The following is a 25677-nucleotide window of genomic DNA, read 5'->3' on the forward strand; positions in this document are numbered from 1 at the left end:
ACAGAGTCTAGCATCAATATTTTGGCGTGCATCGATGTCAGACAATCTTTTCTACTCAGATTCGAAACTGAACTGGGACCATCAAAACCAACTAAGAAGTTTGGTGGATTGTGGTCGAGAGGAGGTTTTACTGCTTTCATCCTGTTCAATAATGCGCGTTTGGGATTTTACGTCGCCTAGGGAAGGCGGTTTTACAGGCGAGGCCTTAGGCGAGATGATTGTACTGCCTACTGCTTATTTGGTCGGCTCGAAATCTAAGGGAAAACTCTCGAGGTTTGGATTTTCACTCGTAATTGAGGGGTTCCTATGTCATCTTGTTATGCCCAAGTTGCCATTTTCTACTAGGCGCAAAAGTGGGTTTTTAAGCCCCAAGAATAATAAGCTTCATGCACCACCTCAAAACATCTTTGAATATCATCCGCTTAGAGAAATGCTGATGTCGGCATATAGCAAACACCATGTTGGAAATTCAAGATTACGTTGAGTTCCTGTTCCCATGTGCCGTATTTTATATGGGATCATATCTTGGGACAGAATTGTGACAGTGCTGGCGGCCTGTTTGGCAACAAGTTATTCGCTCCCAATGTGTTCATCGATAGGAGAACCGACAAAATCCATGCCATATACTACATTACTCTTGCGCGGTGATCCGCACCACTTTGCCGCTGGCGTCGGTGAGGGCGAGGATTGAGCCGTCTTTATCGATTTCAATGTCGCGGACGCGGCCGAGTTCTGGGAGGAGGCGTTCTTCGCCTGTGATTGTGTCGCCATCCATTGTGAGACGGACGATGCCACCCGGGTTAAGGGAAGAGGCGACGATGTTGCCGTTCCATGCGGATAATTCTTCGCCAGTTTTAAAGGCAAAACCGCCGGGGGCGATGACGGGATCCCAATAATAGCGGGGTTCTGTGAAGCCTTCAGCGCGGGGTTGGCCGCTGCCGATGGGGCGGCCGCCATAGGTTTCGCCATAGCTGACGACGGGCCAGCCATAATTGGCACCAGCTTCCAACTTATTCAGCTCGTCGCCTCCACGTGGGCCGTGGCTCAAGAGCCAAATCTCGTCACTTTGCGGGCGAAGGGCGGCACCTTGCACATTGCGAACGCCTAAAGCGTAGATCGTATCGATAGCATCTGCTTGCCCGGCAAACGGATTGTCGCTTGGCGTTTCGCCACTTGGCGTTACGCGGATTATTTTGCCGTAGCTTTTGTCCAAATCTTGCGCGAATTCGCGTTCCTGCCGAGAGGAATGTTCGCCCGTGGTGATGTAGGCAAAGCCTTCATGGGGGATGATGCGGCTGCCATAATGCATCGGCGTTGGCGATGGGGGCTGTTGCACAAAGATGTCTTTAACGTCACTAAGGCTGCGCATATCTTGAGCTAAAACGGCGCGCGCGGCGGCAGTGGAGGATTTATTGCCGCCCATTGGTTTTGCATAGGTGAGGAAAATTACGCGGCTCGTGCTGAAATCTTCTGCCAATGCCACATCTAGCAGGCCGCCTTGGCGCACATTGTGCACATCTGGCACACCCGCAATTGGCGCATCGACCAATTCGCCTTGTGCCGTGATGTAGCGCAAACGCCCTTCACGCTCAGTGACCAAATATCCGCCATCAGGCAGCGTTGCGATGCCCCACGGATTGGAAAGTCCGGTAGCCACATCTTCCACATTGAGCGCGACATTGCTGGAGAGCAGCGGTGCTCGGGTTTGATTTTCGAAGGCCGGTTGAAATTCAGGCACATTTTTCGCGCCGCCATATTGTGCATTTTGGGCGCAAGCGGAGCTGGCGAGCACTGTGGCGAGAAGGGCGAGGGTGAGGGACTGGCGTTTCATCATGGTGCTCCTAGGTAACTGCGTTTCTTTAGAAACGAATGGCGCGGGCAAATAGTTTCAAATTATCGCGTTTTTGGATCAAATAGCTGTTTCTCTGCTATCATTGCAGCATAGTTTTGATGTGTTGATCTATTTGAATTTTTGAATTGATATCAGTCAATTTATGCGTCGCGATTTAATCTATGGTGAGGCATGGCAAATACGAAAGAAAAAGAACAGGCAAATGCTTACACGGTAAAGCAACTGACCAAGGTTTATGGTGAGGGCCGCACCGCTGTTCACGCCTTGCGCGGCGTTGATCTGGATATTGGCCGGGGCGAAATTGCTGTTTTGCTAGGTCCATCGGGCAGTGGCAAATCCACATTGCTGAACATTTTGGGCGGGCTAGACAAAGCGACCAATGGCGAAGCTTATTTTGGCGCGCAAAATCTGACAGAAATGAATGACCGTGAACTCACGAAATATCGTCGCAACCATGTGGGCTTTGTGTTCCAGTTTTACAATCTAATGCCGAGTTTGACAGCACGGGAAAATGTAGAACTGGTGACTGAGATTGCAGATCATCCGATGGCGGCAGAAGATGCTTTGCATCTGGTGGGCTTGGGAAAAAGGCTAGATCATTTTCCAGCACAGCTTTCAGGCGGGGAACAGCAACGTGTGGCGATTGCACGAGCTGTAGCGAAACAGCCGGATGTTTTATTTTGTGATGAACCCACCGGGGCATTGGACAGCGCCACTGGACGCGCCGTTTTGCGCGTTTTGCAAGATGTGAATGAAACACTGGGCACCACTGTCTTGATCATCACCCACGCGGCCGCCACGGCGGCCATGGCTGATCGAGTGATCAATTTTGCCGATGGCGCCATCCGCGATGTGGAGCTGAACGCACATCGTCTCGCTGCTGAGGAGATTGAGTGGTGAGACCGCTGCACGCGAAAATGACGCGCGATCTTTGGCGGATCAAAGGGCAAGCGCTTGCGATTATGCTGGTGATCGGTATCGGCGTGGCATTGCAGGTGATGATGACGGGGTTTGTCGCCTCGTTGACGCAAACGCGCGACGCCTATTATGAGCGGCACCAATTTGCGCAAGTTTTTGCGCCAGTGGCGCGCGCGCCTGAACATATTGCTCGTCAGCTGCACGATATACCGGGCGTGGCGGCGGTGCAAACTCGCATTTCGGGGGCTGCGCTGATTGATATTCCAGCGCGCGATATTCCGGTTTCGGCACGCATATTGTCTTTGCCGACACATGAAATGCGGCATCTAAATGAGATTCGCCTAACAGCCGGACGACGCCCAGACAGTGGGAAGGTGGCGGAAATTGTACTTTTGGACAGTTTTGCCACGGCCCACAATATTGTGCCCGGCAACCAGATAGACGTGACGTTAAATGGAGCGCGGCGGACATTTGATGTGGTGGGCACAGCGCAATCGCCCGAATTTATCTACTACGCCGCACCCGGCGAAATGATTCCTGATGATGCGCGATTTGGCGTGATTTGGATTGGGCGCCCTGCGTTGGCCGCGGCGCTTGATTTGGAGGGCGCGTTTAACGAGGCGCTGATGACTTTATTGCGCGGGGCGGTGGTTGATGCAGTTCTCGATGATGTGGATCGGGTGTTGGAACCTTATGGTTCGCCTGGTGCCTATGGCTTGGACGATCATCCATCTGACCGGTTCCTTGCCGAAGAAATTGCCGGGTTGGAGATATCAGCCAAGAATGTTCCGCCCGTCTTTATGTTGGTGGCGGCGTTTCTGCTTTACATCGTCACCAGCCGCACCATCCAATCTGAACGTGAAGAAATTGGCCTGATGAAAGCCTTTGGCTATACGGACATGGAAGTCAGCACCCACTATGTTCAGTTGGTGGTGATCATCGCGCTGGCGGGGGCATTGTTTGGGTGTTTGCTCGGCGTGGTCCTTGGGCGCGTAACCGTGCCTGTTTATACGACATATTATAAATTGCCGTTCTTGTTGTTCAGGCTGGAGCTTGGTTCATTTGCATCGGGAATTTTGACCAGTGTTGCAGTGGCCACATTGGGCGGCGCGTTCGCGCTGCGCCGCGTTTTTAAGTTAACTCCTGCGGAAGCAATGCGCCCAGCAGCGCCGCCGGACTTTTCGAAATCAGGGCAATTTGGTGCGCGTCTTATGGCGTTTTTGGATCAGCCATCGCGCATGGTGGTGCGGCGCTTGGTGCGACAACCATGGCGCATGATGTGCGCCGTGGCCGGCATTGCTGCGGGCATGGCGCTCAGCCTGTCAATGCTGATCATCTATGAAGGGTTTGATACGGTGCTGGATCGAACATTCAACGTGATCGACCGTTCGGATGCGACTGTAAGCTTTGTGCACAATGCGCCAGTGAAAACCATATTTGAACTGGAACGTTTGCAAGGTGTCACGTTGGCGGAGCCTGTGCGGAATGTTGCCGTCGTATTGCGGAACGGGCGGCGTAGCCATTCTGGCGCGGTAACGGGCCTTTCCCAAGACGCTCAATTGTTTCGGGCACTGGATTCCAGTGCAAAGCCCATTCGTTTGCCAAAAAATGGCATTATCCTTTCCACGCCTTTGGCAAACTTGCTGGAAGTTGGCATTGGCGATCTGCTGACTGTTGATTTTCGTGAAGGCAACCAAATGTTGGTGACCACGCGGGTTGCTGGCATCGCGGAAAGTTTGATCGGATCGCCTGCCTATATGGATATTGACGGGCTTAATCGGCTGATGACCGAGCCGTTGCGCGTGTCCGGCGCCTATATTTCCATCAGTGATGGCGCGGCCGATGATGTGTATGCGGCGCTGAAGGGGATGCCTTTGGTGGCTGGCGTTAGTTTGCGGCGAGAGGCTGAGCAAGCCTTTCAAGATGTGATGAATCAGGGGGCAGGGTTCTCTCGATTTATCATGGGATTTATGGCGTTCGCGATCACATTTGGGATCATCTACAATGTGGCGCGTGTCGCACAAGATGAGCGAGCACGAGACTTGGCCAGCTTGCGAGTCATGGGCTTTTATCGAGGTGAAACAGCTTTTGTTCTGTTGGGCGAGCTGGGTGTCGTGACCCTTGTTGCGTTGCCCATAGGCGTGCTGCTCGGCAGTAGCCTCACCACTCTAATTGCCGCTGGATTTTCCACGGACCTTTATCAAATACCCGTTGTTTTTGCCCCGAAGGCTTACGGCACCGCGATTGCGGTGGTTGTGGCGGCGGCATTTGCATCTGGTTGGTTGGTGTGGCGTGACCTTGGACGGTCCGACATCACGCTGGCCCTGAAGACAAGAGAGTAGAAACAATGCCAAAACGTGCAAAAATTTCGCGAAACCTGTTTATTGCAGCTGCTGCTGTGGCCGTCACGGCGACTATCGTGTTGACCATGATGCCCAAACCGACCGAAGTGGATTTGGGGCAGGTAACCCGCGGTGATCTTGCCGTAACGATCGATGAGGAGGGGCGCACTTTGGTGAGCGAAACCTATATCGTTTCCACACCGGTCGCGGGGCGGTTGTTGCGTGTGGAAATGCATACGGGCGATAGCGTGATCAAAAGCGAAACCGTGGTGGCAAAAATGCGACCAATCAATCCGGCAGTGTTGGACAGTCGCACACGCGAACAAGCGCTGGCTGCGGTGGATATTGCGGCAGCGGCGGTGCGCGTGGCTGAGGCGAATTTGAATGCGGCGATTGCGAGCGAGGAGCTGGCAGAAGCAGCGTTTATGCGGACCAGGTCACTTTCGGAACGCGGGGTAGAAAGCGAAGCGGCTTTGGAGCGGGCGGAAGGCAACCTCAGATCCAGCCGGGCAAACCGTGAAACTGCAGAAGCCGCGATTGCCATGCGGGAAGCTGAATTGGCGAACGCGCGCGCCAGCCTCAATGGTCGCGATGATATTGTTGGATTGGCGGAAGCGGATGGTGAGGTCCATGGCGATGAAATTCCGCTCTATTCGCCAATTGATGGGCGCATTTTGCGGGTGTTGCAAGAGAGTGAAACCACACTGCCTGTAGGCGCGCCGATCATGGAGATTGGCGATGTATCTTCTGACTTGGAAGTGGTGGCGGAATTGATCTCGTCCGACGCGGTGCAGGTGAGTGAAGGGGATCAGGTTATCTTGCGCGATTGGGGCGGTGAAGAAGATTTGCGTGGCAAAGTGAAACGTGTGCATCCATTTGGTGAAACCAAATATTCCGCGCTCGGCGTGGAAGAGCAGCGCGTACGTGTGGAGATTGATTTGCTTTCGCCAGTTGAAGAGCGTGAGGGCCTAGGGCACGGCTATCGTTTGGAAGTTGCTATAATTGTTTGGCAAGCAGACGATATTTTGCTGGTGCCTGCAAGTGCCCTGTTCCGCGAGAATGGCGATTGGTCTGTGTTTGTTGAAAAGGATGGCGTCGCCCAGCTGACGCAAATCGAAATTGGCCAGAGCAATGGGGTGTTGACCCAAGTGGTGAGCGGCATGGGAGAGGGCGACAAAGTGGTGCTTTATCCTTCCGCCGCGATTGAACAGGGCAGCAAGATTGTGCCGCGCACGGTCGAATAGAAATGAGATAATCTTCCTATGAGATAAAAAAAGAGGGCGCCGAAATGGCGCCCTAAGTTTTAGGTATTGCTACCTAGGGGATAGGAGTGAATTCCTATGAGGAATAATACATATCAAACTCAACTGGGTGAGGTGTGTGCTCGAAGCGAATAACCTCTTCCATTTTCAGCTCGATGTAAGCATCGATTTGGTCATCATCGAATACGCCGCCGGCTTTCAAGAAGTCACGGTCTGCATCCAAAGCTTCCAAAGCTTCGCGCAATGAAGCAGCCACAGTTGGGATTTCTTTCAACTCTTCAGCTGGCAACTCATACAAATCTTTATCCATTGGATCACCTGGATTGATTTTGTTTTTGATGCCATCAAGGCCAGCCATCAACAAGGCAGAGAATGCCAAATATGGGTTGGCCATTGGATCTGGGTAACGCACTTCAACACGCTTCGCTTTAGGTGAAGAACCGAACGGAATACGGCAAGACGCAGAGCGGTTACGCGCTGAGTAAGCCAACAATACGGGTGCTTCAAAGCCCGGAACCAAACGCTTGTAAGAGTTGGTTGATGGGTTTGTGAAGGCGTTTGTTGCTTTAGCGTGCTTGATGATGCCGCCAATGAAGTGCAAGCACTGCTCTGACAAGCCTGCATAACCGTCGCCAGCGAAGTTTGGCTTGCCATCTTTCCAGATAGACAAGTGGCAGTGCATGCCTGTGCCGTTATCGCCATAAACAGGCTTTGGCATAAAGGTTGCAGTTTTGCCATAGGCTTGAGCAACTTGGTGCACGCCATATTTGTAGATTTGAACCTGGTCAGCAATGCGGGTCAATGTATCGAATTTGATGCCCAATTCGTGCTGAGCAGACGCCACTTCGTGGTGGTGCTTCTCAACAGATACGCCCATCTCTTTCAACACAGTCAGCATTTCAGAACGCATGTCCTGCGCGCTATCCAAAGGCGGCACTGGGAAGTAGCCTTCTTTTTGGCTGATATGGTGGCCCATATTGCCAGCTTCGTAGCGTGTGTCTGTGTTGGTTGGCAATTCGATGTTATCGAGCTGGAAGCTGGTGTTGTATGGATCAGCTTTAAAGCGCACATCATCAAAGATGAAGAATTCTGGCTCTGGACCAACAACAACGGTGTCGCCAATGCCAGAAGACTTTACATATGCTTCGGCTTTTTTAGCTGTTGTACGTGGGTCACGATTGTATGATTCAAATGTTGCCGGCTCAAGAATATCGCAATTGATGGCCATGGTGGATTGACCGAAGAACGGGTCCATGTGCGCTGTTTCGTTGTCTGGCATCAATACCATGTCGGACTCGTTAATGGCTTTCCAGCCGCCGATGGAGGAGCCGTCAAACATAACGCCATCTTCGAACATGTCTTCATCGACAGCAGCAACGTCCATGGTTACGTGCTGAAGCTTGCCGCGTGGGTCGGTGAAGCGCAAATCAACAAATTGTACGTCTTCGTCTTTGATTTTTTTCAAAATGTCGTTAGCAGAAGTCATTTGATCTATCCTATTTCCCTTGACTGGGTTTGTTGTTCGACAGGTTGTATTTAGATGGCGTCGTCGCCGGTTTCACCGGTACGAATCCGAATGGCTTGGTCGATGGTGGAAACGAAAATCTTGCCGTCGCCGATGCGCCCGGTTTGGGCGGCATTGCGGATCGCCTCGACGGCTTCTTCCGCCATATGGTCGGCCACCACGATCTCGATTTTCACTTTTGGCAGAAAATCCACCACATATTCTGCGCCGCGATAAAGCTCGGTATGGCCTTTCTGGCGGCCAAAACCCTTCACCTCGGTAACTGTAATCCCCTGAAAGCCTGCGTCTTGAAGGGCCTCTTTGACCTCATCAAGCTTAAATGGCTTTACAATAGCTTCGATTTTTTTCACGAGACCGGTTCTCCATAAGGCTTGGTTCGTTTGCCCTTACTATGCATGTGCCGTGCCAGTTTTGGCATGAGGTCACAAATTGTTAAGAATCAAAGATTTAGCTGTGATTGTGCAAAAATTGGGCGCTAGGAATTTATATAACTTGCCTATTTTTTAGGCAGTTTGCCGCTTTTTTGTGCAGTTGGTGATTTGGCGATAAGTTTTTCACAGATAGAGTGTGTCGCCAGCATATCGGGGACAAAAAGGTGCTGTTCAGCAGGAAAAATTGAAGTTTTTCCATAATTAGAGCAAAAAAATCACGAAAGTGCTTTGACTGTTGTTGGCAATTGGGTTAGACCCAGCGCCGACTTCATCGCTGAGGGAAGTTATTGGCGGGTGTGGTGAAATTGGTAGACACGCTAGATTTAGGTTCTAGTGCCTCAGGCGTGGGGGTTCAAGTCCCTCCACCCGCACCATTCTTCCCAGCGAACATTGATCGATCGAATTAAAGAACGGGATTTTCCGCATGCAGGTTTCTGAAACCCTCAATGAAGGGCTGAAGCGTAAGCTTGAAATGAGCATTCCGGCTTCTGAGCTCAACGAAAAGCTCGACGCCAAATTGAACGAACTCAAAGACCAAGTGAACATCAAAGGCTTCCGTCCAGGTAAAGTTCCTTTCGCGCACTTGAAAAAAGTTTATGGCCGTTCTGTCATGGGTGACGTGATTCAAGAGACAGTGAACAGCGCTGTTCAGTCTTCTTTGACCGAGCGTGACGAAAAAGCTGCCGCGCAGCCAGAAATCAATTTTGGCGAAGACGAGTCAGTTTTGAACGAAGTTTTCGAAGGCAACAAAGATCTCGATTTCTCAGTTGCATATGAAATTTTGCCAACTGTTGAATTGATGGACTTCAAAAAGATCAAAATTGAACGTCCTGTTGTTGAAGCTGACGAAAAAGAAATCGACGAGCAGTTTAACGCTGTTGTTGACCAAAATCGTCCTTTCGAAGCTAAAGACGGCAAAGCTGCCGATGGCGACCGTGTAACAATGTCTTTCTTGGGCAAAGTTGATGGCGAACCATTCGAAGGCGGCCAGTCTGATTCTACACCATTGGTTATTGGCTCTGGTCAATTTATCCCAGGTTTTGAAGAACAGCTTGTTGGCCTGAAAAAAGGCGATAAAAAAGTTGTTGAAGTGAAATTCCCTGAGGAATATCGCGCTGAGAACTTGGCTGGCAAAGACGCAACGTTTGACGTTGAAGTGTTTGAGGTGGAAACACCTGCCAAGGTTGAAATTGATGATGAGTTCGCCAAAACACTTGGTTTGGAATCAATCGCGCAATTGCGTGAGATGATTGCTGATCAACTTAAAGGCCAGCTTGACGGTTTGACCCGTCGTCGCGTTAAGCGCGAAGTGTTGGACGCTTTGGATGATGCGCACAAATTTGACGTGCCTGAGCAATTAGTTGACCTTGAGTTCAAAGGCATTTGGGACCGCGTGATGCACGATATCGAGCATCATGGTCGCAGCTTTGAGGATGAGGGCACAACTGAAGAAAAAGCACGCGAAGAATATCGCGGCATTGCTGACCGTCGGGTACGTTTGGGCCTCGTAATTGCTGAAATCGGCAACAAAAACGAGATCGAAGTGACCGAAGAAGAGCACCAAAAAGCTTTGATCGCGGAAGTTCAGAAATATCCTGGCCAAGAGCAGCAGGTATACGACTATTTCCGCAACAACCAGCAAGCTTTGGCTGGCCTTCGCGCACCAATCTTTGAAGACAAAGTTGTAGATTACGTGATTGAATTGGCTGACGTGACTGACAAAACAGTGACGAAAGACGAGTTGATCAAGCTGGTTGAAGAGAGCGAAGAAGAAGATCTCGAGCCTCACAACCACGACTAATATCTTCCCAAAGATATGGTTTGAATGAATTAAGGTCGCCTTCGGGCGACCTTTTTTGTTTTTCCAATTGTTAAAAATGTGCAAAATTCAGAATGTCTTATAAGATATTCTATGTTTGACATCGTTCAGGGGAGGTAATCTTGTCAGATCTATCTAAGAATTGGTTGATTTTGTTCATTCTAGGCTGCTTGTCCGTTTTGGCGGGCATATTGGCTTTGTTTAATCCTTTTGGCGCCACGTTGGCGGCGGAACTATTGGCCGGCTGGTCATTTTTGGTGATTGGTGTTGCCCAAATCATCAACGCATTTCGTGAAGAAGAATGGGGCGGTCGGCTTTGGACGATCCTATTAGGGGTAGTCGCCTTGCTTGCTGGGATCAGTTTGGTGATGAACCCGCTTGCCGGAATTATCACGCTGACAGTTGTTTTGGGCGTGATGTTCCTTGTTTCAGGGATTTTCAAACTCATTGTTGGCTTTCGGGTGCACGACAATATGTTGAAATGGGCCGTGATCATTTCGGGTATCATTTCTATTTTGTTGGGGTTGATGATTCTCAGCAATTTCCCAGGTTCAGCTGTGGTCGCTTTGGGCGTGATGCTTGCGGTTGAGCTTTTGAGCAATGGTGTAACAGCAATTGCTTTGGCTTGGTCGCGCAAATCAGGCGGCGTTCACGCCTCTGCCTAACTCAATTAATGGTTTCGCGGCTAAAATGTCGCGAGACCAATTTTGCTGTTTTGGATAGAAATCCATCGACTTGCTGTGTCAGACTGAAGAGATGACACAAGAATCACACGCAATTTTGCTTACACTGGCGCAAATGGCCGAAGCGGATCGCTTGGCTATTCAAAAGGGTGTGCCCGAATTTGAGCTGATGCAAAATGCCGGGCAAGTGGTGGCCGACTATATCACGAACCGTTTCCAAAAATGCCGTGTGGGTGTTTTGTGCGGCCCCGGCAATAATGGTGGCGATGGCTTTGTTGTGGCGCGGTTGCTGCGTGATGCTGGTTGGTCTGTCAAACTAACATTTTTGGGTGCGCGTGAGAAAATTGGCCAAGCGGCGCGTGAGCATTTAGATCTATGGGGGCGGGATGACAGCCCTGTAAACGATGTGTTGGAAGAATGTGACCTGTTGATCGACGGACTATTTGGCGCGGGTTTGGATCGAGATATTGTTGGTACGTTTGCCGAACTTATCAAGCGCATGAACCGCACACACAAGCCGATCGTGGCGATTGATATGCCGAGTGGCATTGATGGAGCGACAGGAAATGTGCGCGGCGTTGCTGTGCGGGCTATGGCCAGTGTGAGTTTTTTTCGACTAAAGCCGGGGCATGTTTTGCTGCCGGGGAAAAGATATTGTGGCGATGTGCATTTGGGGCAAATTGGCATTCCGGATTCAGTGCTCGCCAAGATTCCGAGTCAGCTTTGGCAAAATGGACCCTCATTATGGACTGTGCCGCCCTATGGATCCGAAGGGCATAAATATAGCCGCGGCCATTGCATGGTTTTGTCTGGGGACGCCTTAAGCGGCGGCGCGGCGCGGTTGAGCGCGATGGCAGCGTTGCGGGCAGGTGCGGGGCTTGTTTCGCTTTTTGGCGCGCGCGAAGCACTGACAGCGCAGGCTCCGCATGTGACTGAAATCATGTTAAAGCCCGCGTCAATTGACGAGCTGCTGGCTGACGCGCGCAATAATTGCTTTGTGTTGGGGCCCGGCGCAGGCGTGACGGATGAATTGCGCAGGCAAGTTCTTGCCGTGATTGAGGCTGGACGCGCCTGTGTGTTAGATGCTGATGCGCTAACGGCGTTTGAAAGTGATCCAATGTCATTGTTCAACCATATTCATCAATATGGTGCGGGCAAGGTTGTGTTGACGCCCCATCCCGGCGAGTTTGGCCGTTTGTTCGGCGCGAACGACAAAGGCGTTGGCAAAGTTGAGCTGGTGCGAGATGCGGCTCAATTAAGCGGGGCGCAAGTTCTTTTAAAAGGGGCTGATACGGTGATCGGGGCACCCGGTGGGCGGGTGGTGATCAACGCAAATGCGCCGGCCATTCTGGCGACGGCGGGTTCTGGTGATGTTTTGTCGGGGATAATTGGCGGCATGCTGGCACGTGGCATGAGCGGATTTGATGCGGCGTGCGCAGGTGCCTATATACATGGTGCTTGTGCGCAACGATTTGGAAAAGAAGGATTAATCGCTTCAGACATTGTGGCGCAGTTGCCAGATGTGTTGATGGCAGTGGCTGAATAAATTAACTGTGACTTGAATGACTTGGTTTTAGGGCCTATCTCCCGGCTTTACGCTAAGTTAAGACTGGATCATATCTGATCGAAACAATCGATTCGATTGCAAAGAAGGTGGAACGTATGAAAGATCCGATGGATATGTTGACCAACACGCTGGTGCCAATGGTTGTGGAGCAAAGCAACCGTGGGGAGCGTTCTTTTGATATTTACTCGCGCTTGTTGCGCGAGCGGATTATCTTTGTGACCGGACCGGTTGAGGACAATATGGCGTCGCTTATTGTGGCGCAGTTGCTGTTCTTGGAGAGTGAAAACCCCAAGAAAGAAATTGCGATGTATATCAATTCGCCCGGTGGGGTTGTGACTGCTGGTTTGTCGATTTATGACACCATGCAGTTTATTCGCCCGAAAATCTCTACTCTATGTGTGGGGCAGGCGGCGTCTATGGGCTCACTGTTGTTGGCCGCAGGCGACAAGGGTATGCGCGGCGTGTTGCCAAATGCTTCTGTGATGGTTCACCAGCCTTCTGGCGGCTATCAAGGCACGGCAACTGACATTTTGATCCATGCGAAGCACACAGAAAATCTCAAGCGTCGCTTGAACGAAATCTACGTGCAGCATACCGGCCAAGATTACGACACGATTGAGCAAGCGCTAGAGCGCGACAATTTTATGTCTGCTCAAGAGGCCAAAGAGTTTGGTTTGGTCGACAAGGTTTACGAAAAACGCGCGGTTCCTGGCGAATAGGGCTTGTGCGTGAATAGGCAAATGGCGGAAAAATGACACATTTGGTGCCTAATCCGCGATTTGCGCAAGGAAAAGAGAAAAGCTAAGCTATCAAAAACGCTTACGGTTTGTTTATTTGCAGATGATAGCGTTTTAGAAATATGCTGGTGAAAGATGCACATTCAGGAGTGCTTTGATGACAAAAGATAACGGTAACGGCGACAGCTCAAAAAATACGCTTTACTGCTCATTCTGCGGTAAATCCCAGCATGAAGTGCGCAAGCTAATTGCCGGACCTACCGTTTTTATCTGCGACGAGTGCGTTGAATTGTGCATGGATATTATTCGTGAAGAGAATAAATCCTCCACAGTAAAATCCTCAGATGGCGTTATGGCGCCTGCAGAGATTTGTGATGTGCTGGACGATTACGTGATCGGCCAAGCGCGCGCAAAGCGGGTTTTGTCCGTTGCGGTGCACAACCACTATAAGCGTCTGAACCATGCGACGAAAAATCAGGACATTGAGTTGGCCAAGTCCAACATCTTGTTGATTGGTCCAACTGGTTGCGGCAAAACCTACTTGGCGCAAACCTTGGCGCGCATCATTGATGTGCCGTTCACCATGGCGGATGCAACCACACTGACCGAAGCTGGTTATGTGGGCGAAGATGTTGAAAACATCATTCTTAAGCTATTGCAGTCTTCTGATTACAATGTTGAGAAAGCCCAGCGCGGCATCGTTTATATCGATGAGGTGGATAAGATTTCCCGTAAATCTGACAATCCATCGATCACACGCGATGTTTCGGGTGAGGGCGTTCAGCAGGCATTGCTGAAAATCATGGAAGGCACAGTTGCCAGCGTTCCACCACAAGGTGGACGTAAGCATCCGCAGCAAGAGTTTTTGCAAGTGGATACAACCAACATTCTGTTTATTGTTGGTGGTGCTTTTGCCGGCCTTGAAAAAGTGATTGCCGAACGTGGCGAGCATAGCTCCATTGGCTTTGACGCCGAAGTGAGTGATCCGAAAGACCGCCGCTTGGGTGAAGTCTTTGCCGAAGTTGAGCCAGAGGATTTGGTGAAGTTCGGTTTGATCCCAGAATTTATCGGCCGTTTGCCTGTGATCGCGACTTTGGAAGATTTGGACGAGGGCGCCCTTGTGCAGATTTTGACCGAGCCGAAAAATGCGCTTGTTCGCCAATATCAACGTTTGTTCCAAATGGAAGATGTTGAATTGACTTTCCATGATGATGCATTGAGCGCCATTGCCCGCCAAGCTATTGAGCGGAAAACTGGTGCACGTGGCTTGCGTTCGATCATGGAAGGCATTTTGCTCGACACAATGTACGACCTTCCATCGCTTGAAGGTGTGGAAGAAGTTGTGATCAGTGAAGATGTGGTTGAGGATAAGGACGCACGTCCCCTCTATATCTATTCTGACCGCAAAGAAGAAGAGCTGGAAGCCGGCGCGTAAAGTTTTGTGATTTGGCCCTACAAGCACTTGTAGGGCCGTCAAAACTTCCTATCTAATAGTTTCAATGAGTCTTGGTGCGTCCTTGCTTGGGCGTGGCCATTTGCGTGACCCATTGTCGGTCCAGAACAGGTTTGGTTTCGCCGCAGTTATTGGGAAATCAAATCTGGTTGATGAAAGGAATTTTTATGTCCGAATCCAAGACAACTGAACTTGATTTGGCTCCAGGCGAAAGCCGGGTTTACCCCGTTTTGCCGCTGCGCGATATTGTGGCCTTCCCCGGCATGATCGTGCCGCTTTTTGTGGGACGGGAAAAATCAGTCAAAGCGCTCGAAGAAGTGATGCGCGACGACAAAAATATTTTGGTTGTGACACAGAAAAGCGCTCAGGAAGACGATCCGTCACCGGAGGACGTTTTTGATGTGGGCACAATCGCATCTGTGTTGCAATTGCTCAAACTGCCCGACGGCACTGTTAAAGTGTTGATCGAAGGCTTGTCACGCGCCAGCATTGAAGAGTTTGTGCGCACAGACGATTATTATGAAGCCAAAGCAACCGCGATGGCAGCTGACGACCATGATGAGGTTGAGGCTGAAGCATTGGCGCGTTCTGCGATCAATGAATTCGAAAATTACGTCAAGCTGAACAAGAAAGTGTCGCCAGAAGTGGTGGGCGCTGTGTCTCAGATTGAGGATCATTCGAAACTTGCGGACACGATCGCATCGCACTTGGCTGTGAAAATCCAAGACAAGCAAGACATTTTGTCGATTACTTCCGTGCCAGGCCGCCTAGAGCGCGTGCTGGAATTGATGGAAGGCGAGATCGGCGTTCTACAAGTTGAAAAGCGTATCCGCACCCGCGTGAAGCGGCAGATGGAGAAAACCCAACGCGAATATTATTTGAATGAGCAAATGAAGGCCATTCAGAAAGAGTTGGGTGATTCTGAAGATGGTACGGACGAGTTGACAGAGCTTGAGGAGCGCATCAAGAAAACAAAATTGTCGAAAGAAGCGAAGGATAAGGCCAAGGCGGAGCTGAAAAAGCTCAAGGCCATGAGCCCAATGTCGGCCGAAGCGACAGTTGTGCGCAATTATCTTGATTGGTTGCTCGGTTTGCCTTGGGGCAAAAAATCCAAAATCAAACGCGATCTGAACTTTTCGCAAGCGGTTTTGGATGAGGATCATTATGGGCTTGAGAAAGTCAAAGAGCGGATCATCGAATATCTTGCTGTGCAAAGCCGCACGGGCAAGCTGAAAGGACCGATTCTTTGTCTTGTTGGCCCTCCAGGTGTTGGTAAAACGTCGCTCGGTAAATCCATTGCGAAGGCCACCGGGCGTGAATTTGCCCGTATGTCTTTGGGTGGCGTGCGCGACGAAGCAGAGATTCGCGGCCACCGCCGGACTTATATTGGTTCAATGCCCGGCAAAGTCGTTCAGTCCATGAAAAAGGTTGGCAAATCCAACCCGATGTTCTTGCTCGATGAAATCGACAAGATGGGCATGGATTTCCGTGGCGACCCAAGTTCTGCATTGTTGGAAGTGTTGGATCCGGAACAAAATAACAGCTTCTCAGATCATTATCTGGAAGTGGATTTTGATTTGTCGGATGTGATGTTCATCACAACAGCCAATACGCTCAATATTCCCGGGCCGTTGCTCGATCGGATGGAGATTATTCGTCTTTCTGGTTACACAGAAATCGAAAAGATGGAAATTGCCCGTCAGCATTTGATTCCTGATGCAATTAAAGAGCATGGCTTGGAATCATCTGAGATCGCGTTGCCGGATAAGGGGCTCGAATTCCTGATTCGTCGTTACACCAGAGAAGCTGGCGTGCGTAATCTGAAGCGCGAAATTGCGAATCTGATGCGCAAGGCGGTCACCGAGTTGATGATAGACGACAAAAAGAAGTCCATTATGCTCGATGTGGAAAAAGTCGAAGAATATTTGGGACCACCAAAGCACCGCTATGGTGAGATTGAACTCGACCCACAGGTTGGCTTGGTTACAGGCTTGGCTTGGACACAAGTGGGCGGCGAAATGCTGACTATTGAAGGCGTGATGACCCACGGTAAGGGCAAAATGACCGTTACTGGCAATTTGAAGGACGTAATGAAAGAATCAATTACGGCCGCGGCGACTTACGTGCGCTCGCGTGCTGTAGATTTTGGCATTGAACCGCCAAAATTTGATTCGCATGACATTCACGTGCACGTGCCAGAGGGCGCGACACCAAAAGATGGTCCTTCTGCTGGTATTGGCATGGCCACAGCCATTATTTCAGTGATGACAGGGATTCCTGTGCGTCACGATGTGGCGATGACTGGTGAAATTACACTTCGTGGCCGGGTGTTGCCGATTGGCGGGCTAAAAGAGAAACTTTTGGCGGCGTTGCGCGGGGGAATCAAAAAAGTACTGATTCCCGAAGAAAATGTGCGTGATCTGACGGAAGTGCCTGACATTGTGAAAGAGGGACTAGAAATTGTCCCTGTGAAGCAGATGGAAGACGTACTTCAGCACGCTCTGGTTGAAGTGCCAGAGGCGATTGAGTGGGACTTTGAGGCCTATGCCGCCAGCAAAAAAGCTGAAAAAGGCGAGGGTGTCCCGGTGATTGCGCACTAGGGTTTTCCACAATTTGAGTCACTGGGAGCGGAAAAGGAGACTTTTCCGCTCTTTTTTTGCCTAAAAACAGGCTGAAGTGGCCGGATTTCCTTGCGTTTGGCAAAGAATCGTCAAAAGGTTCATGGCGTATTGCCCGACAATAGTAAGACGGGCCAAAAAATGAGGATGGACTAATGAACAAAAATGATTTGGTCGCTGCAACAGCGGAAAAAGCTGGTTTGACAAAAGCAGATGCCGCAAGCGCAGTAGACGCTGTTTTTGAAGCAATTACCGGCACATTGAAAGACGGCGGTGAAGTACGTCTGGTGGGCTTTGGCACATTTGCGGTTTCACACCGCAAAGCCACAAAAGGCCGTAACCCAGCTACTGGCGCTGAAATTGATATTGCAGCGACAAACGTACCTAAATTCAAGCCTGGTAAGCAGCTCAAAGACGCTGTGAACTAGTCTAAGCAAATTTTTTTGCATTTTTTTGAAGGTCTCGGTGAAAATCGAGACCTTTTTTGTTGACGGGGACGAAAGAACACCTTAAACGATGCATCACCAAACGGGGGCGGTTAGCTCAGCTGGTAGAGCGCTTCGTTTACACCGAAGATGTCGGGAGTTCGAATCTCTCACCGCCCACCATTATTTGGTCCTTGTCGTGGTTCGGCAGCGTTGACAAAAAGAAATTATTTCTCTTTGAAAACAATGTCATAAAGATTGAAATCGGCGCTTGACATCATGTGCCAATCAGTTTTAAACCACGCGCACTCTTTGACGAGAACTTTCTCTTTAAAGGGGGTGTAGCTCAGTTGGTTAGAGCGCTGGCCTGTCACGCCAGAGGTCGCGGGTTCGAGTCCCGTCACTCCCGCCATTTTTCCAAAAACTGGTGGCCACGGTTTGCACAAGTTGCACTATGTTGCATTTGTGCAACGCACCCTCAATTGACTCTTTTTAAACAGAAGCGTAATTTTGCCTCTAGTTAATCAAGAGGGCAGGGTTACTAATGATTAAATCTATGTTTTTGGCGACGACCATCGTTGCCGCCGGGACAGTTAGCACTTTGGCTGCTGATCCGATTGTCTATCCAACTCCGACCGTTACATCCTCCGCATTCGATTGGGAAGGATTCTATGCTGGCGTCGGCGCGTCCGGCGCAGGTTGGTCAAACGCTCTTACAGTTACAACAATCGATGCAATCATCGGTGTTAACTTTGTAAGTGGTGACTACCTTTACGGTTTAGAGGGCTTGGTCGGCTATGCGATTGATAGCAGTTCTGCGACAGGTCATGAGTTTGCGGCAGACGCTCGCATTGGTTATCTGATATCTCCAGAAGCTGTGATTTATGCCTCAGCCGGCGTGGGGTATATGAGTTTACCTGACGAATTGTTTGGTACGATAGGTGCTGGTGCTGAATTTGCACTGTCTGATGACGTCTCACTTGATTTTACTTATGAGCATTGGCGTGGCAATTCATTCTCAGCAAATCGCTTTGATGCCTCTGTCAATTGGCACTTCAACTAAGCCGTTTTAATCGAACGTTGCCACGCTCGCTTTAATCTAGCTGGAGGAGAGCGTTGGGAAAATAAAAGCAGGAGATTGTTATGAAAAAAGTATTGATCGGCCTTATGGCGCTCGGAATTGCGAGTAGCCCGGCTTTAGCTGCTGATCCGATTGTTTATCCAACGACATCGCCAGTGGTAACATCTTCCACATTTGATTGGGATAGGTTTTATCTCGGCCTAAGTGTTGGCAGCATGAATGACGGGGCACAATATTTTGGCTTCGGCGGACTTGCTGGCCTGAATATGCAATCTGGCGACTGGGTATTTGGTCTAGAGGTGCAGGGGTCAGCCTATTATGACGGTGGTACCTATACAGGCGCGCTTTACGACGTGTTCGGTCGTGCAGGTTATCTGGTCGCTCCGGAAGCTCTGCTATATGCATCTGGTGGCGTTGTCTTCAATGGCACTGGCGACACATTCGCTGGAATTGGTGGCGGTATTGAATTTGCCGTACATGACGACGTAACATTTGGTGGCGAATATACCTACATCACAGATGGTGGCGGTGCGACTGGACACGTATTTGACGCAAAATTGCGTTGGTACTTTAACTAAGTCCTTCAGACCTAGACAGCACGCGTTTGATGTCACGCCGCGTTTGGCGGTGTGGCATTTTTACACTTTGTTATCCATGAATCTCTTTTGCCACATTTCAGACTAAATGCGGTCATCTTTTGCCTGTAGTTTCGAGACTCAGGTGTTAGGGGTTTTTCGCGCGCTTTTCTGCGCGAAGATTTTTAAAAATTTGTCGGAACAATCTGGTTCGTCATTGCGTTTTAAAAATTGAAACCTATATGCCGAGAGTAACGCTTAAGAGAGCCATGGAGGCAACTATGAGCATTTTGAAGAAAATTTCCATTGCGATGCTGGCATCAGCAGCAATGACGGCAGGCGCGTCCGCAGCGGACCCTGTGATTGATTATACACCAGCACCTGCTCAACCTGCATATTCTGATCCTGGTTTTGACTGGAATCGTTTCTATGCTGGTGTAAACGGTGCATATGTAAATGCGGCATCAGACGTTTGGGGCATTGGTGCTCTTGCTGGTATGAACACACAGTTCGACCAAATGGTGTTTGGTTTCGAAGTGTCAGCACAAGCCAACTATGACGGCGGCACATATTATGGTGCTCAGTATGACCTAACAGGTCGTGCCGGTTACTTGGTATCTGACGATGTATTGCTTTACGGTGTTGGTGGTATCGGCCATCACTTCGGCGATGCGGTTGGTATTGCTGGTGCCGGTATCGAGTTTGCCGTTTCTGACGATGTGACCATTGGTTCTGAGTACAACTGGTCATTCACAGACATGGGCACTTCAAGCCACGCAATCGACGCAAAAGCACGTTGGTACTTCAACTAGGTTGAAGCTACTCAACAAAGTGTTTGATAGAGCGCTCCTTCTTGGGGCGCTCTTTTTTTTATGACTAAAAAAATCAAGTTTTTAAAACTATTTACGCTAGCTGCCATATTTGGTTTGAATGGTGAGATAAATTAAAATTTTGAAGTTAAAGCCCTTGAAACGAGTATGGTGTTGGCGTAAGCCGTACCAAATCGAAGTTTCGGCTCAAAAGTTTGAGTCTGGCTTGTGACAAATTCTTTGGCTGAGTATCAGCTGTCAAAAAAGGCAAGGCAATTATGACCGAATTGCTCTCTCAGTATCTGCCCGTGATCATTTTTGTTGGTTTATCCGCAGTGATCGGTTTGGCACTTTTGGTTGCTCCATTCATTATCGCTATCAAACGTCCGGATCCTGAAAAGGTTTCTGCGTATGAATGTGGTTTTGAAGCATTTGATGATGCGCGGATGAAATTTGATATCCGCTTTTATCTGGTGGCAATCTTGTTCATCATTTTTGACCTTGAGGTTGCATTTCTCTTTCCGTGGGCAGTCGCCTTCAAAGATGTTGGCTGGTTCGGCTTTTGGGCCATGATGATCTTCTTGGGTGTTTTGACCATTGGCTTTATTTATGAATGGCGCAAAGGGGCATTGGAATGGGATTAGACAATAATTCAACATTGGTTGCACCGCAGCCAAAGGGCATTATCGATCCCAAAACCGGTAAGCCAATCGGCGCGGATGATCCGTTCTTTCTCGATGTAAATGACCAGTTGGCCGACAAAGGCTTTTTGGTGACGGCGACTGATGACCTAATCAATTGGGCGCGCACCGGGTCTCTGATGTGGATGACATTTGGTTTGGCATGCTGCGCTGTTGAAATGATGCACATGTCTATGCCGCGTTATGATGGCGAACGCTTTGGCTTTGCGCCGCGTGCTTCCCCGCGCCAATCTGACGTGATGATTGTGGCTGGTACATTGACCAACAAAATGGCGCCTGCATTGCGCAAGGTTTATGACCAAATGCCTGAGCCACGCTATGTGATTTCCATGGGCTCATGTGCCAATGGCGGTGGCTATTATCACTATTCATATTCTGTGGTGCGCGGTTGTGACCGTGTGGTGCCTGTCGACATTTATGTGCCGGGGTGCCCACCAACAGCAGAAGCTTTGCTTTATGGCGTGTTGCTGCTGCAAAAGAAATTGCGCCGTACCGGCACTATTGAGCGATAAGGGGCAGGGGGCAAATGGATTCTACCCTTTCAGAACTTGGCGAATATATCAGCGCAAAATTGGCTGACGCGGTGCTGTCAGTTGAAAGTAGCTTTGGTGAATTGACGCTAAATGTGGCCGCCGAGTCCATTGTGGATGTGGCGCGCTTTTTGCGTGATGATAGCCAATGTCAGTTTAGCTGCATCATCGATATTTGTGGTGTTGATTATCCACAACGTGTCGATCGCTTTGACGTTGTCTATCATTTCTTGAGCCCAACTCAGAATTTGCGCATTCGCGTAAAGCTGAAAACAGACGAAGACACAGCCGTGGCTTCGATCTGTGAGGTTTATCCTGGTGCTGATTGGTTTGAGCGTGAAGCCTACGATATGTATGGCATCTTGTTCGTTAATCACCCGGATTTGCGTCGTTTGCTCACTGATTATGGTTTTGAAGGGTTCCCGTTGCGTAAGGACTTCCCGCTCACTGGCTTTGTGGAAGTGCGTTACAACGAAGAATTGCAGCGCGTCGTGTATGAGCCCGTGAAGCTCACCCAAGAATTCCGCTCATTTGACTATTTGTCACCATGGGAAGGCACTGACTATGTGCTACCGGGTGATGAAAAGGCGCAAGGTTGAGGATCGTATTATGAGCGAAGCGCAACTTAGAAATTTCAACATCAACTTCGGTCCTCAGCACCCGGCGGCGCACGGTGTGCTGCGTTTGGTGCTTGAGCTGGACGGCGAAGTGGTGGAGCGGGTTGACCCGCACGTGGGCTTGTTGCACCGCGGCACTGAAAAGCTGATTGAGCACAAAACCTATCTGCAGGCTGTGCCTTATTTCGACCGCCTCGACTATGTGGCGCCGATGAACCAAGAGCACGCTTTTGCTTTGGCGGTTGAACGCCTGTTGGGCATTACTGTGCCGAAGCGCGGTCAGCTTATCCGTGTGCTTTATTCCGAAATTGGTCGGATTTTGAACCATTTGCTCAACGTGACAACTCAAGCCATGGACGTTGGTGCGCTTACGCCGCCATTGTGGGGCTTTGAAGAGCGCGAAAAGCTGATGATCTTTTACGAACGTGCCTGTGGCGCGCGTATGCACGCCGCTTATGTTCGTCCCGGTGGTGTACACCAAGACCTGCCGCCTGAGTTGATCGACGATATCGAAGCTTGGTGTGACCCATTCTTGGATGTTTGTGACGACATTGAAGGCTTGTTGACCAATAACCGTATTTTTAAACAGCGGAACGTGGATATCGCCACAGTGAAGTTAGAAGATGCGTGGGCATGGGGCTTTTCTGGCGTGATGGTTCGTGGCTCTGGCGCGAAATGGGATTTGCGTAGAAGTCAGTCTTATGAATGCTATGACGAGCTAGAGTTCGACATTGCGATTGGTAAGAACGGTGACTGCTATGACCGTTATCTGGTGCGCATGGAAGAAATGCGCCAGTCCGTACGGATCATGAAGCAATGTATCGATTTGTTGCGCTCACCTGATGGACAGGGTCCAATTTCTTCGATTGATGGCAAGATTGTGCCACCAAAGCGCGGTGAGATGAAGCAATCAATGGAAGGGTTGATCCACCACTTTAAACTTTACACTGAAGGCTACAAGGTGCCCGAAGGCGAAGTTTATGCGGCGGTGGAAGCTCCGAAGGGTGAGTTTGGCGTTTATCTGGTGTCTGATGGCACCAACAAGCCATATCGCTGTAAAATTCGTGCGCCAGGGTTTGCGCACATGTCGGCCATGGACTTTTTGAGCCGTGGACACATGCTGGCTGACGTTTCAGCCATTATTGGTACTCTTGATATCGTTTTTGGCGAGGTGGATCGCTAATGTCAGTTCGTCGTCTCGCAGAAGATAATGTTCAACCGCAAGAATTTGCATTTAATGCCGACAATAAGAAGTGGGCAAAGCAAACCATTGCGAAATATCCAAAAGGCCGTCAGCAATCTGCTGTGATTCCGCTATTGATGCGGGCACAGGACCAAGATGGTTGGGTGACCAAGGCGGCGATCGAGCATGTTGCTGACATGCTGGATATGCCTTACATCCGCGTTTTGGAAGTTGCGACCTTTTACACGCAGTTCCAATTGAAGCCAGTGGGCACCAAAGCGCATATTCAAGTGTGTGGCACTACACCTTGCATGTTGCGTGGCTCTGGCGATTTGATCAAAGTTTGCAAAAGCAAGATCAATGAGAAGCCATTTGAAACCAATGAAAGCGGCACGCTTTCGTGGGAAGAGGTTGAATGTCTCGGTGCTTGCGTAAATGCGCCAATGGCAATGGTGTTTAAAGACACTTATGAAGATTTGACGCCTGAGCGCTTTGAAGAAATGATTGATGAGTTTGAGGCGGGCAAAGAGGTGAAAACCGGGCCGCAGATTGACCGTCAATTTGCAGCTCCTGAAGGTGGCGCAGTTACATTGCAGGATGTGCCGGCCAAAAAGCCTGCCGCACGCAAGCCAGCGACCAAAGCGGCAACAAAAGCATCCGCACCGAAGCCGACAGCTAAAGAAAAAGCTGAAAAGCCGGGCGCTGACGTGAAGACACCTAGCAAGTCAGCACAGAAATCTGCAGCGAAAGCTGATAGTGAGCAAATGAAGGCGCCTTTGTTTGAAGCGCCTGAGGGCCAAAAAGATGATCTTAAACTGATCTCTGGTGTTGGGCCTGTGCTTGAAGGCAAATTGAATGATTTGGGCATCACAACATATGCACAAGTGGCAAAGCTGACGAAAAAACAAATTGCCGAAGTGGATGATCGCCTGAGCTTCAAAGGCCGAATTGAGCGCGATGATTGGAAAGCACAAGCCAAAGCGTTGGCCAAGGGTGGTGCTGAAGAATATCGCAAAGTCTTTGGTAAGGATCCACGCTAATGAGTGAACGTTTCATGGGCATCGAACTAAATGCGAGCAACATCATTTTGGCAATTGCCTTTATGGTGGGCACGTATATCGCGATCCGGTTGATTGCGTTTTTTGCAGCATTTCTAACAAATGGCTTTTTCGGATTGCTGGTTAGCGCCGCAATCGGATTGGTGTTGTTTTATGTATTCATGCGGGGGCGTCGATAATGCTTACAGATAAAGACCGCATTTTTACCAACCTATACGGTTTTGAGGATTGGGGCCTTGAGGGCGCGAAAAAGCGTGGCGCTTGGTCTCAAACCAAAAGCTTTATTGATAAGGGACGCGACTGGATCACCGATGAGGTGAAGGGTTCTGGTTTGCGCGGTCGTGGGGGCGCTGGCTTCCCGACAGGCCTTAAATGGAGCTTTATGCCGAGGCAGAGCGACGGGCGCCCACATTATTTGGTGGTGAATGCCGACGAATCTGAGCCAGGCACCTGTAAAGACCGTGAAATTATGCGTCACGACCCGCATCACCTTGTTGAAGGGTGCTTGTTGGCCGGTCGTGCGATGGATGCCCATGCAGCCTATATCTATGTGCGCGGCGAATTTGTGCGCGAACGTGAGCGGTTGCAGGCGGCAGTTGATCAAGCCTATGAGGCGAAACTGATCGGCAAAAACAATGTGCATGGTTGGGATTTCGATATCATCGTGCACCATGGCGCTGGTGCTTACATTTGTGGTGAAGAAACTGCGTTGCTGGAAAGCCTTGAGGGCAAGAAAGGCCAACCCCGGTTGAAGCCTCCATTCCCAGCTGGCATGGGTCTTTATGGTTCGCCGACAACTGTAAACAATGTTGAATCGATTGCTGTGGTGCCAGAGATTTTGCGCCGCGGTGGTTCTTGGTTTGCCGGGCTTGGCCGCGAAAACAACACAGGTTCAAAATTGTTCTGTGTTTCCGGCCACGTCAATCAACCAGCGACATTTGAAGAAGAAATGGGCATCAGCTTTGGCGAGTTGATCGACAAGCATTGCGGTGGCATTCGCGGCGGTTGGGACAATTTGCTGGCGGTTATTCCCGGCGGCTCCTCTGTACCTTGTGTGCCAGGCCACAAAATGCGCGATGCGATCATGGATTTTGATGGGCTGAAAGAAGTTGGGTCTTCATTGGGCACCGCGGCGGTGATCGTGATGGACAAATCAACTGACATCATCGCAGCGATTGCACGGCTTTCCTATTTCTACAAACACGAGAGCTGTGGCCAGTGTACGCCTTGTCGTGAAGGCACGGGCTGGATGTATCGTGTGATGGAACGCATGGTGCGTGGTGAAGCGCAAAAGCGTGAGATTGATATGCTGTTTGAAGTGACCAAGCAGGTTGAAGGACACACAATTTGTGCGTTGGGCGATGCGGCAGCATGGCCAATTCAAGGTTTGATCCGCAATTTCCGCCCGGAAATTGAAGCGCGGATTGATCAATATACGCACAATGCGAAAGCAGAGGGTGCTGTGCCTTCTGTTGCAGCGGAATAAGGCGG

At 50.0% G+C, this 25677-nt stretch carries 23 protein-coding genes and 3 tRNA genes; 23 read left to right on the forward strand and 3 right to left on the reverse strand.

The window, feature by feature from the left end; translation table 11 throughout:
• Positions 1-631: 631 nt before the first annotated feature.
• Positions 632-1834: a PQQ-dependent sugar dehydrogenase gene (locus ACP15Y_RS00840; RefSeq protein WP_424981127.1), complete on the reverse strand. Its 1203-nt coding sequence runs from the start codon at positions 1832-1834 to the stop codon at positions 632-634.
• A gap of 189 nt (positions 1835-2023) precedes the next feature.
• Between ACP15Y_RS00840 and ACP15Y_RS00845 the strand changes: the two genes are divergently transcribed.
• From ACP15Y_RS00845 to ACP15Y_RS00855, 3 genes are read left to right on the forward strand one after another with little or no spacing between them, the layout of a single operon-like run.
• Complete coding sequence (locus ACP15Y_RS00845; protein ID WP_424981128.1) at positions 2024-2752, forward strand: ABC transporter ATP-binding protein; 729 nt, start codon at positions 2024-2026, stop codon at positions 2750-2752.
• Positions 2746-5112 carry an ABC transporter permease gene (locus ACP15Y_RS00850; RefSeq protein WP_424981129.1) on the forward strand — a complete coding sequence of 789 codons (2367 nt, stop codon included), beginning with the start codon at positions 2746-2748 and terminating at the stop codon, positions 5110-5112. Before ACP15Y_RS00845 ends, ACP15Y_RS00850 begins: the two co-directional genes overlap by 7 nt.
• Positions 5113-5117: 5 nt before the next feature.
• The gene (locus tag ACP15Y_RS00855; protein ID WP_424981130.1) at positions 5118-6356 is read left to right on the forward strand and encodes an efflux RND transporter periplasmic adaptor subunit; all 1239 of its coding nucleotides are present in this window, start codon (positions 5118-5120) and stop codon (positions 6354-6356) included.
• A gap of 94 nt (positions 6357-6450) precedes the next feature.
• On the opposite strand, the gene glnA is transcribed toward ACP15Y_RS00855, so the two are convergent.
• The gene (gene glnA / locus ACP15Y_RS00860; protein ID WP_424981131.1) at positions 6451-7860 is read right to left on the reverse strand and encodes a type I glutamate--ammonia ligase; all 1410 of its coding nucleotides are present in this window, start codon (positions 7858-7860) and stop codon (positions 6451-6453) included.
• A 50-nt stretch (positions 7861-7910) separates the two neighbouring features.
• The gene (locus ACP15Y_RS00865; protein ID WP_133571100.1) at positions 7911-8249 is read right to left on the reverse strand and encodes a P-II family nitrogen regulator; all 339 of its coding nucleotides are present in this window, start codon (positions 8247-8249) and stop codon (positions 7911-7913) included.
• Between the two features lie 371 nt (positions 8250-8620).
• Between ACP15Y_RS00865 and ACP15Y_RS00870 the strand changes: the two genes are divergently transcribed.
• From ACP15Y_RS00870 to nuoF, 20 genes are all read left to right on the forward strand, one after another.
• Positions 8621-8704 (forward strand) — tRNA-Leu (locus ACP15Y_RS00870).
• Positions 8705-8754: 50 nt separating this feature from the next.
• On the forward strand, positions 8755-10131 hold the full coding sequence (gene tig, locus ACP15Y_RS00875) for a trigger factor (protein ID WP_424981132.1): 1377 nt from the start codon (positions 8755-8757) through the stop codon (positions 10129-10131).
• Positions 10132-10271: 140 nt separating this feature from the next.
• On the forward strand, positions 10272-10814 hold the full coding sequence (locus ACP15Y_RS00880) for an HdeD family acid-resistance protein (protein ID WP_424981133.1): 543 nt from the start codon (positions 10272-10274) through the stop codon (positions 10812-10814).
• 91 nt (positions 10815-10905) lie between these two features.
• Positions 10906-12378, forward strand: coding sequence for an NAD(P)H-hydrate dehydratase (locus ACP15Y_RS00885; protein ID WP_424981134.1), 1473 nt, complete (start codon positions 10906-10908; stop codon positions 12376-12378).
• Positions 12379-12494: 116 nt separating this feature from the next.
• Positions 12495-13118 (forward strand): ATP-dependent Clp protease proteolytic subunit, encoded by a 624-nt coding sequence (locus ACP15Y_RS00890; protein WP_424981135.1) that lies wholly within the window; start codon positions 12495-12497, stop codon positions 13116-13118.
• Between the two features lie 175 nt (positions 13119-13293).
• Positions 13294-14571: an ATP-dependent Clp protease ATP-binding subunit ClpX gene (gene clpX / locus ACP15Y_RS00895; RefSeq protein WP_424981136.1), complete on the forward strand. Its 1278-nt coding sequence runs from the start codon at positions 13294-13296 to the stop codon at positions 14569-14571.
• Between the two features lie 185 nt (positions 14572-14756).
• A complete protein-coding gene (gene lon / locus ACP15Y_RS00900; RefSeq protein ID WP_424981137.1) occupies positions 14757-17189 on the forward strand; it encodes an endopeptidase La in 2433 nt (810 codons plus the stop codon).
• 173 nt (positions 17190-17362) lie between these two features.
• Positions 17363-17635 carry an HU family DNA-binding protein gene (locus ACP15Y_RS00905; protein WP_424981138.1) on the forward strand — a complete coding sequence of 91 codons (273 nt, stop codon included), beginning with the start codon at positions 17363-17365 and terminating at the stop codon, positions 17633-17635.
• A 104-nt stretch (positions 17636-17739) separates the two neighbouring features.
• A tRNA-Val gene (locus ACP15Y_RS00910) sits at positions 17740-17815 on the forward strand.
• A 152-nt stretch (positions 17816-17967) separates the two neighbouring features.
• Positions 17968-18044, forward strand: a tRNA-Asp gene (locus ACP15Y_RS00915).
• A 132-nt stretch (positions 18045-18176) separates the two neighbouring features.
• Positions 18177-18695: an outer membrane protein gene (locus ACP15Y_RS00920; protein ID WP_424981139.1), complete on the forward strand. Its 519-nt coding sequence runs from the start codon at positions 18177-18179 to the stop codon at positions 18693-18695.
• Positions 18696-18775: 80 nt separating this feature from the next.
• Positions 18776-19291, forward strand: coding sequence for an outer membrane protein (locus ACP15Y_RS00925; protein WP_424981140.1), 516 nt, complete (start codon positions 18776-18778; stop codon positions 19289-19291).
• A gap of 278 nt (positions 19292-19569) precedes the next feature.
• Positions 19570-20100 carry an outer membrane protein gene (locus ACP15Y_RS00930; protein WP_424981141.1) on the forward strand — a complete coding sequence of 177 codons (531 nt, stop codon included), beginning with the start codon at positions 19570-19572 and terminating at the stop codon, positions 20098-20100.
• A gap of 275 nt (positions 20101-20375) precedes the next feature.
• Positions 20376-20741, forward strand: a complete 366-nt coding sequence (locus ACP15Y_RS00935) for an NADH-quinone oxidoreductase subunit A (protein WP_133571090.1) — start codon at positions 20376-20378, stop codon at positions 20739-20741.
• The gene (locus ACP15Y_RS00940) at positions 20732-21310 is read left to right on the forward strand and encodes a NuoB/complex I 20 kDa subunit family protein (protein ID WP_424981142.1); all 579 of its coding nucleotides are present in this window, start codon (positions 20732-20734) and stop codon (positions 21308-21310) included. The genes ACP15Y_RS00935 and ACP15Y_RS00940 overlap by 10 nt, the downstream gene beginning before the upstream one ends.
• A gap of 14 nt (positions 21311-21324) precedes the next feature.
• Positions 21325-21927 carry an NADH-quinone oxidoreductase subunit C gene (locus ACP15Y_RS00945; protein WP_424981143.1) on the forward strand — a complete coding sequence of 201 codons (603 nt, stop codon included), beginning with the start codon at positions 21325-21327 and terminating at the stop codon, positions 21925-21927.
• Positions 21928-21937: 10 nt separating this feature from the next.
• Entirely contained in the window at positions 21938-23128 is a 1191-nt protein-coding gene (locus tag ACP15Y_RS00950) for an NADH-quinone oxidoreductase subunit D (protein ID WP_424981144.1), read from the forward strand.
• The gene (gene nuoE / locus ACP15Y_RS00955) at positions 23128-24168 is read left to right on the forward strand and encodes an NADH-quinone oxidoreductase subunit NuoE (protein WP_424981145.1); all 1041 of its coding nucleotides are present in this window, start codon (positions 23128-23130) and stop codon (positions 24166-24168) included. Before ACP15Y_RS00950 ends, nuoE begins: the two co-directional genes overlap by 1 nt.
• A complete protein-coding gene (locus ACP15Y_RS00960) occupies positions 24168-24365 on the forward strand; it encodes a hypothetical protein (protein ID WP_424981146.1) in 198 nt (65 codons plus the stop codon). The genes nuoE and ACP15Y_RS00960 overlap by 1 nt, the downstream gene beginning before the upstream one ends.
• The gene (gene nuoF, locus ACP15Y_RS00965; RefSeq protein ID WP_424981147.1) at positions 24365-25672 is read left to right on the forward strand and encodes an NADH-quinone oxidoreductase subunit NuoF; all 1308 of its coding nucleotides are present in this window, start codon (positions 24365-24367) and stop codon (positions 25670-25672) included. The genes ACP15Y_RS00960 and nuoF overlap by 1 nt, the downstream gene beginning before the upstream one ends.
• Positions 25673-25677 lie beyond the last annotated feature (5 nt).

The organism is Maritalea sp. S77 (assembly GCF_049801075.1).
GTDB lineage: Bacteria > Pseudomonadota > Alphaproteobacteria > Rhizobiales > Devosiaceae > Maritalea.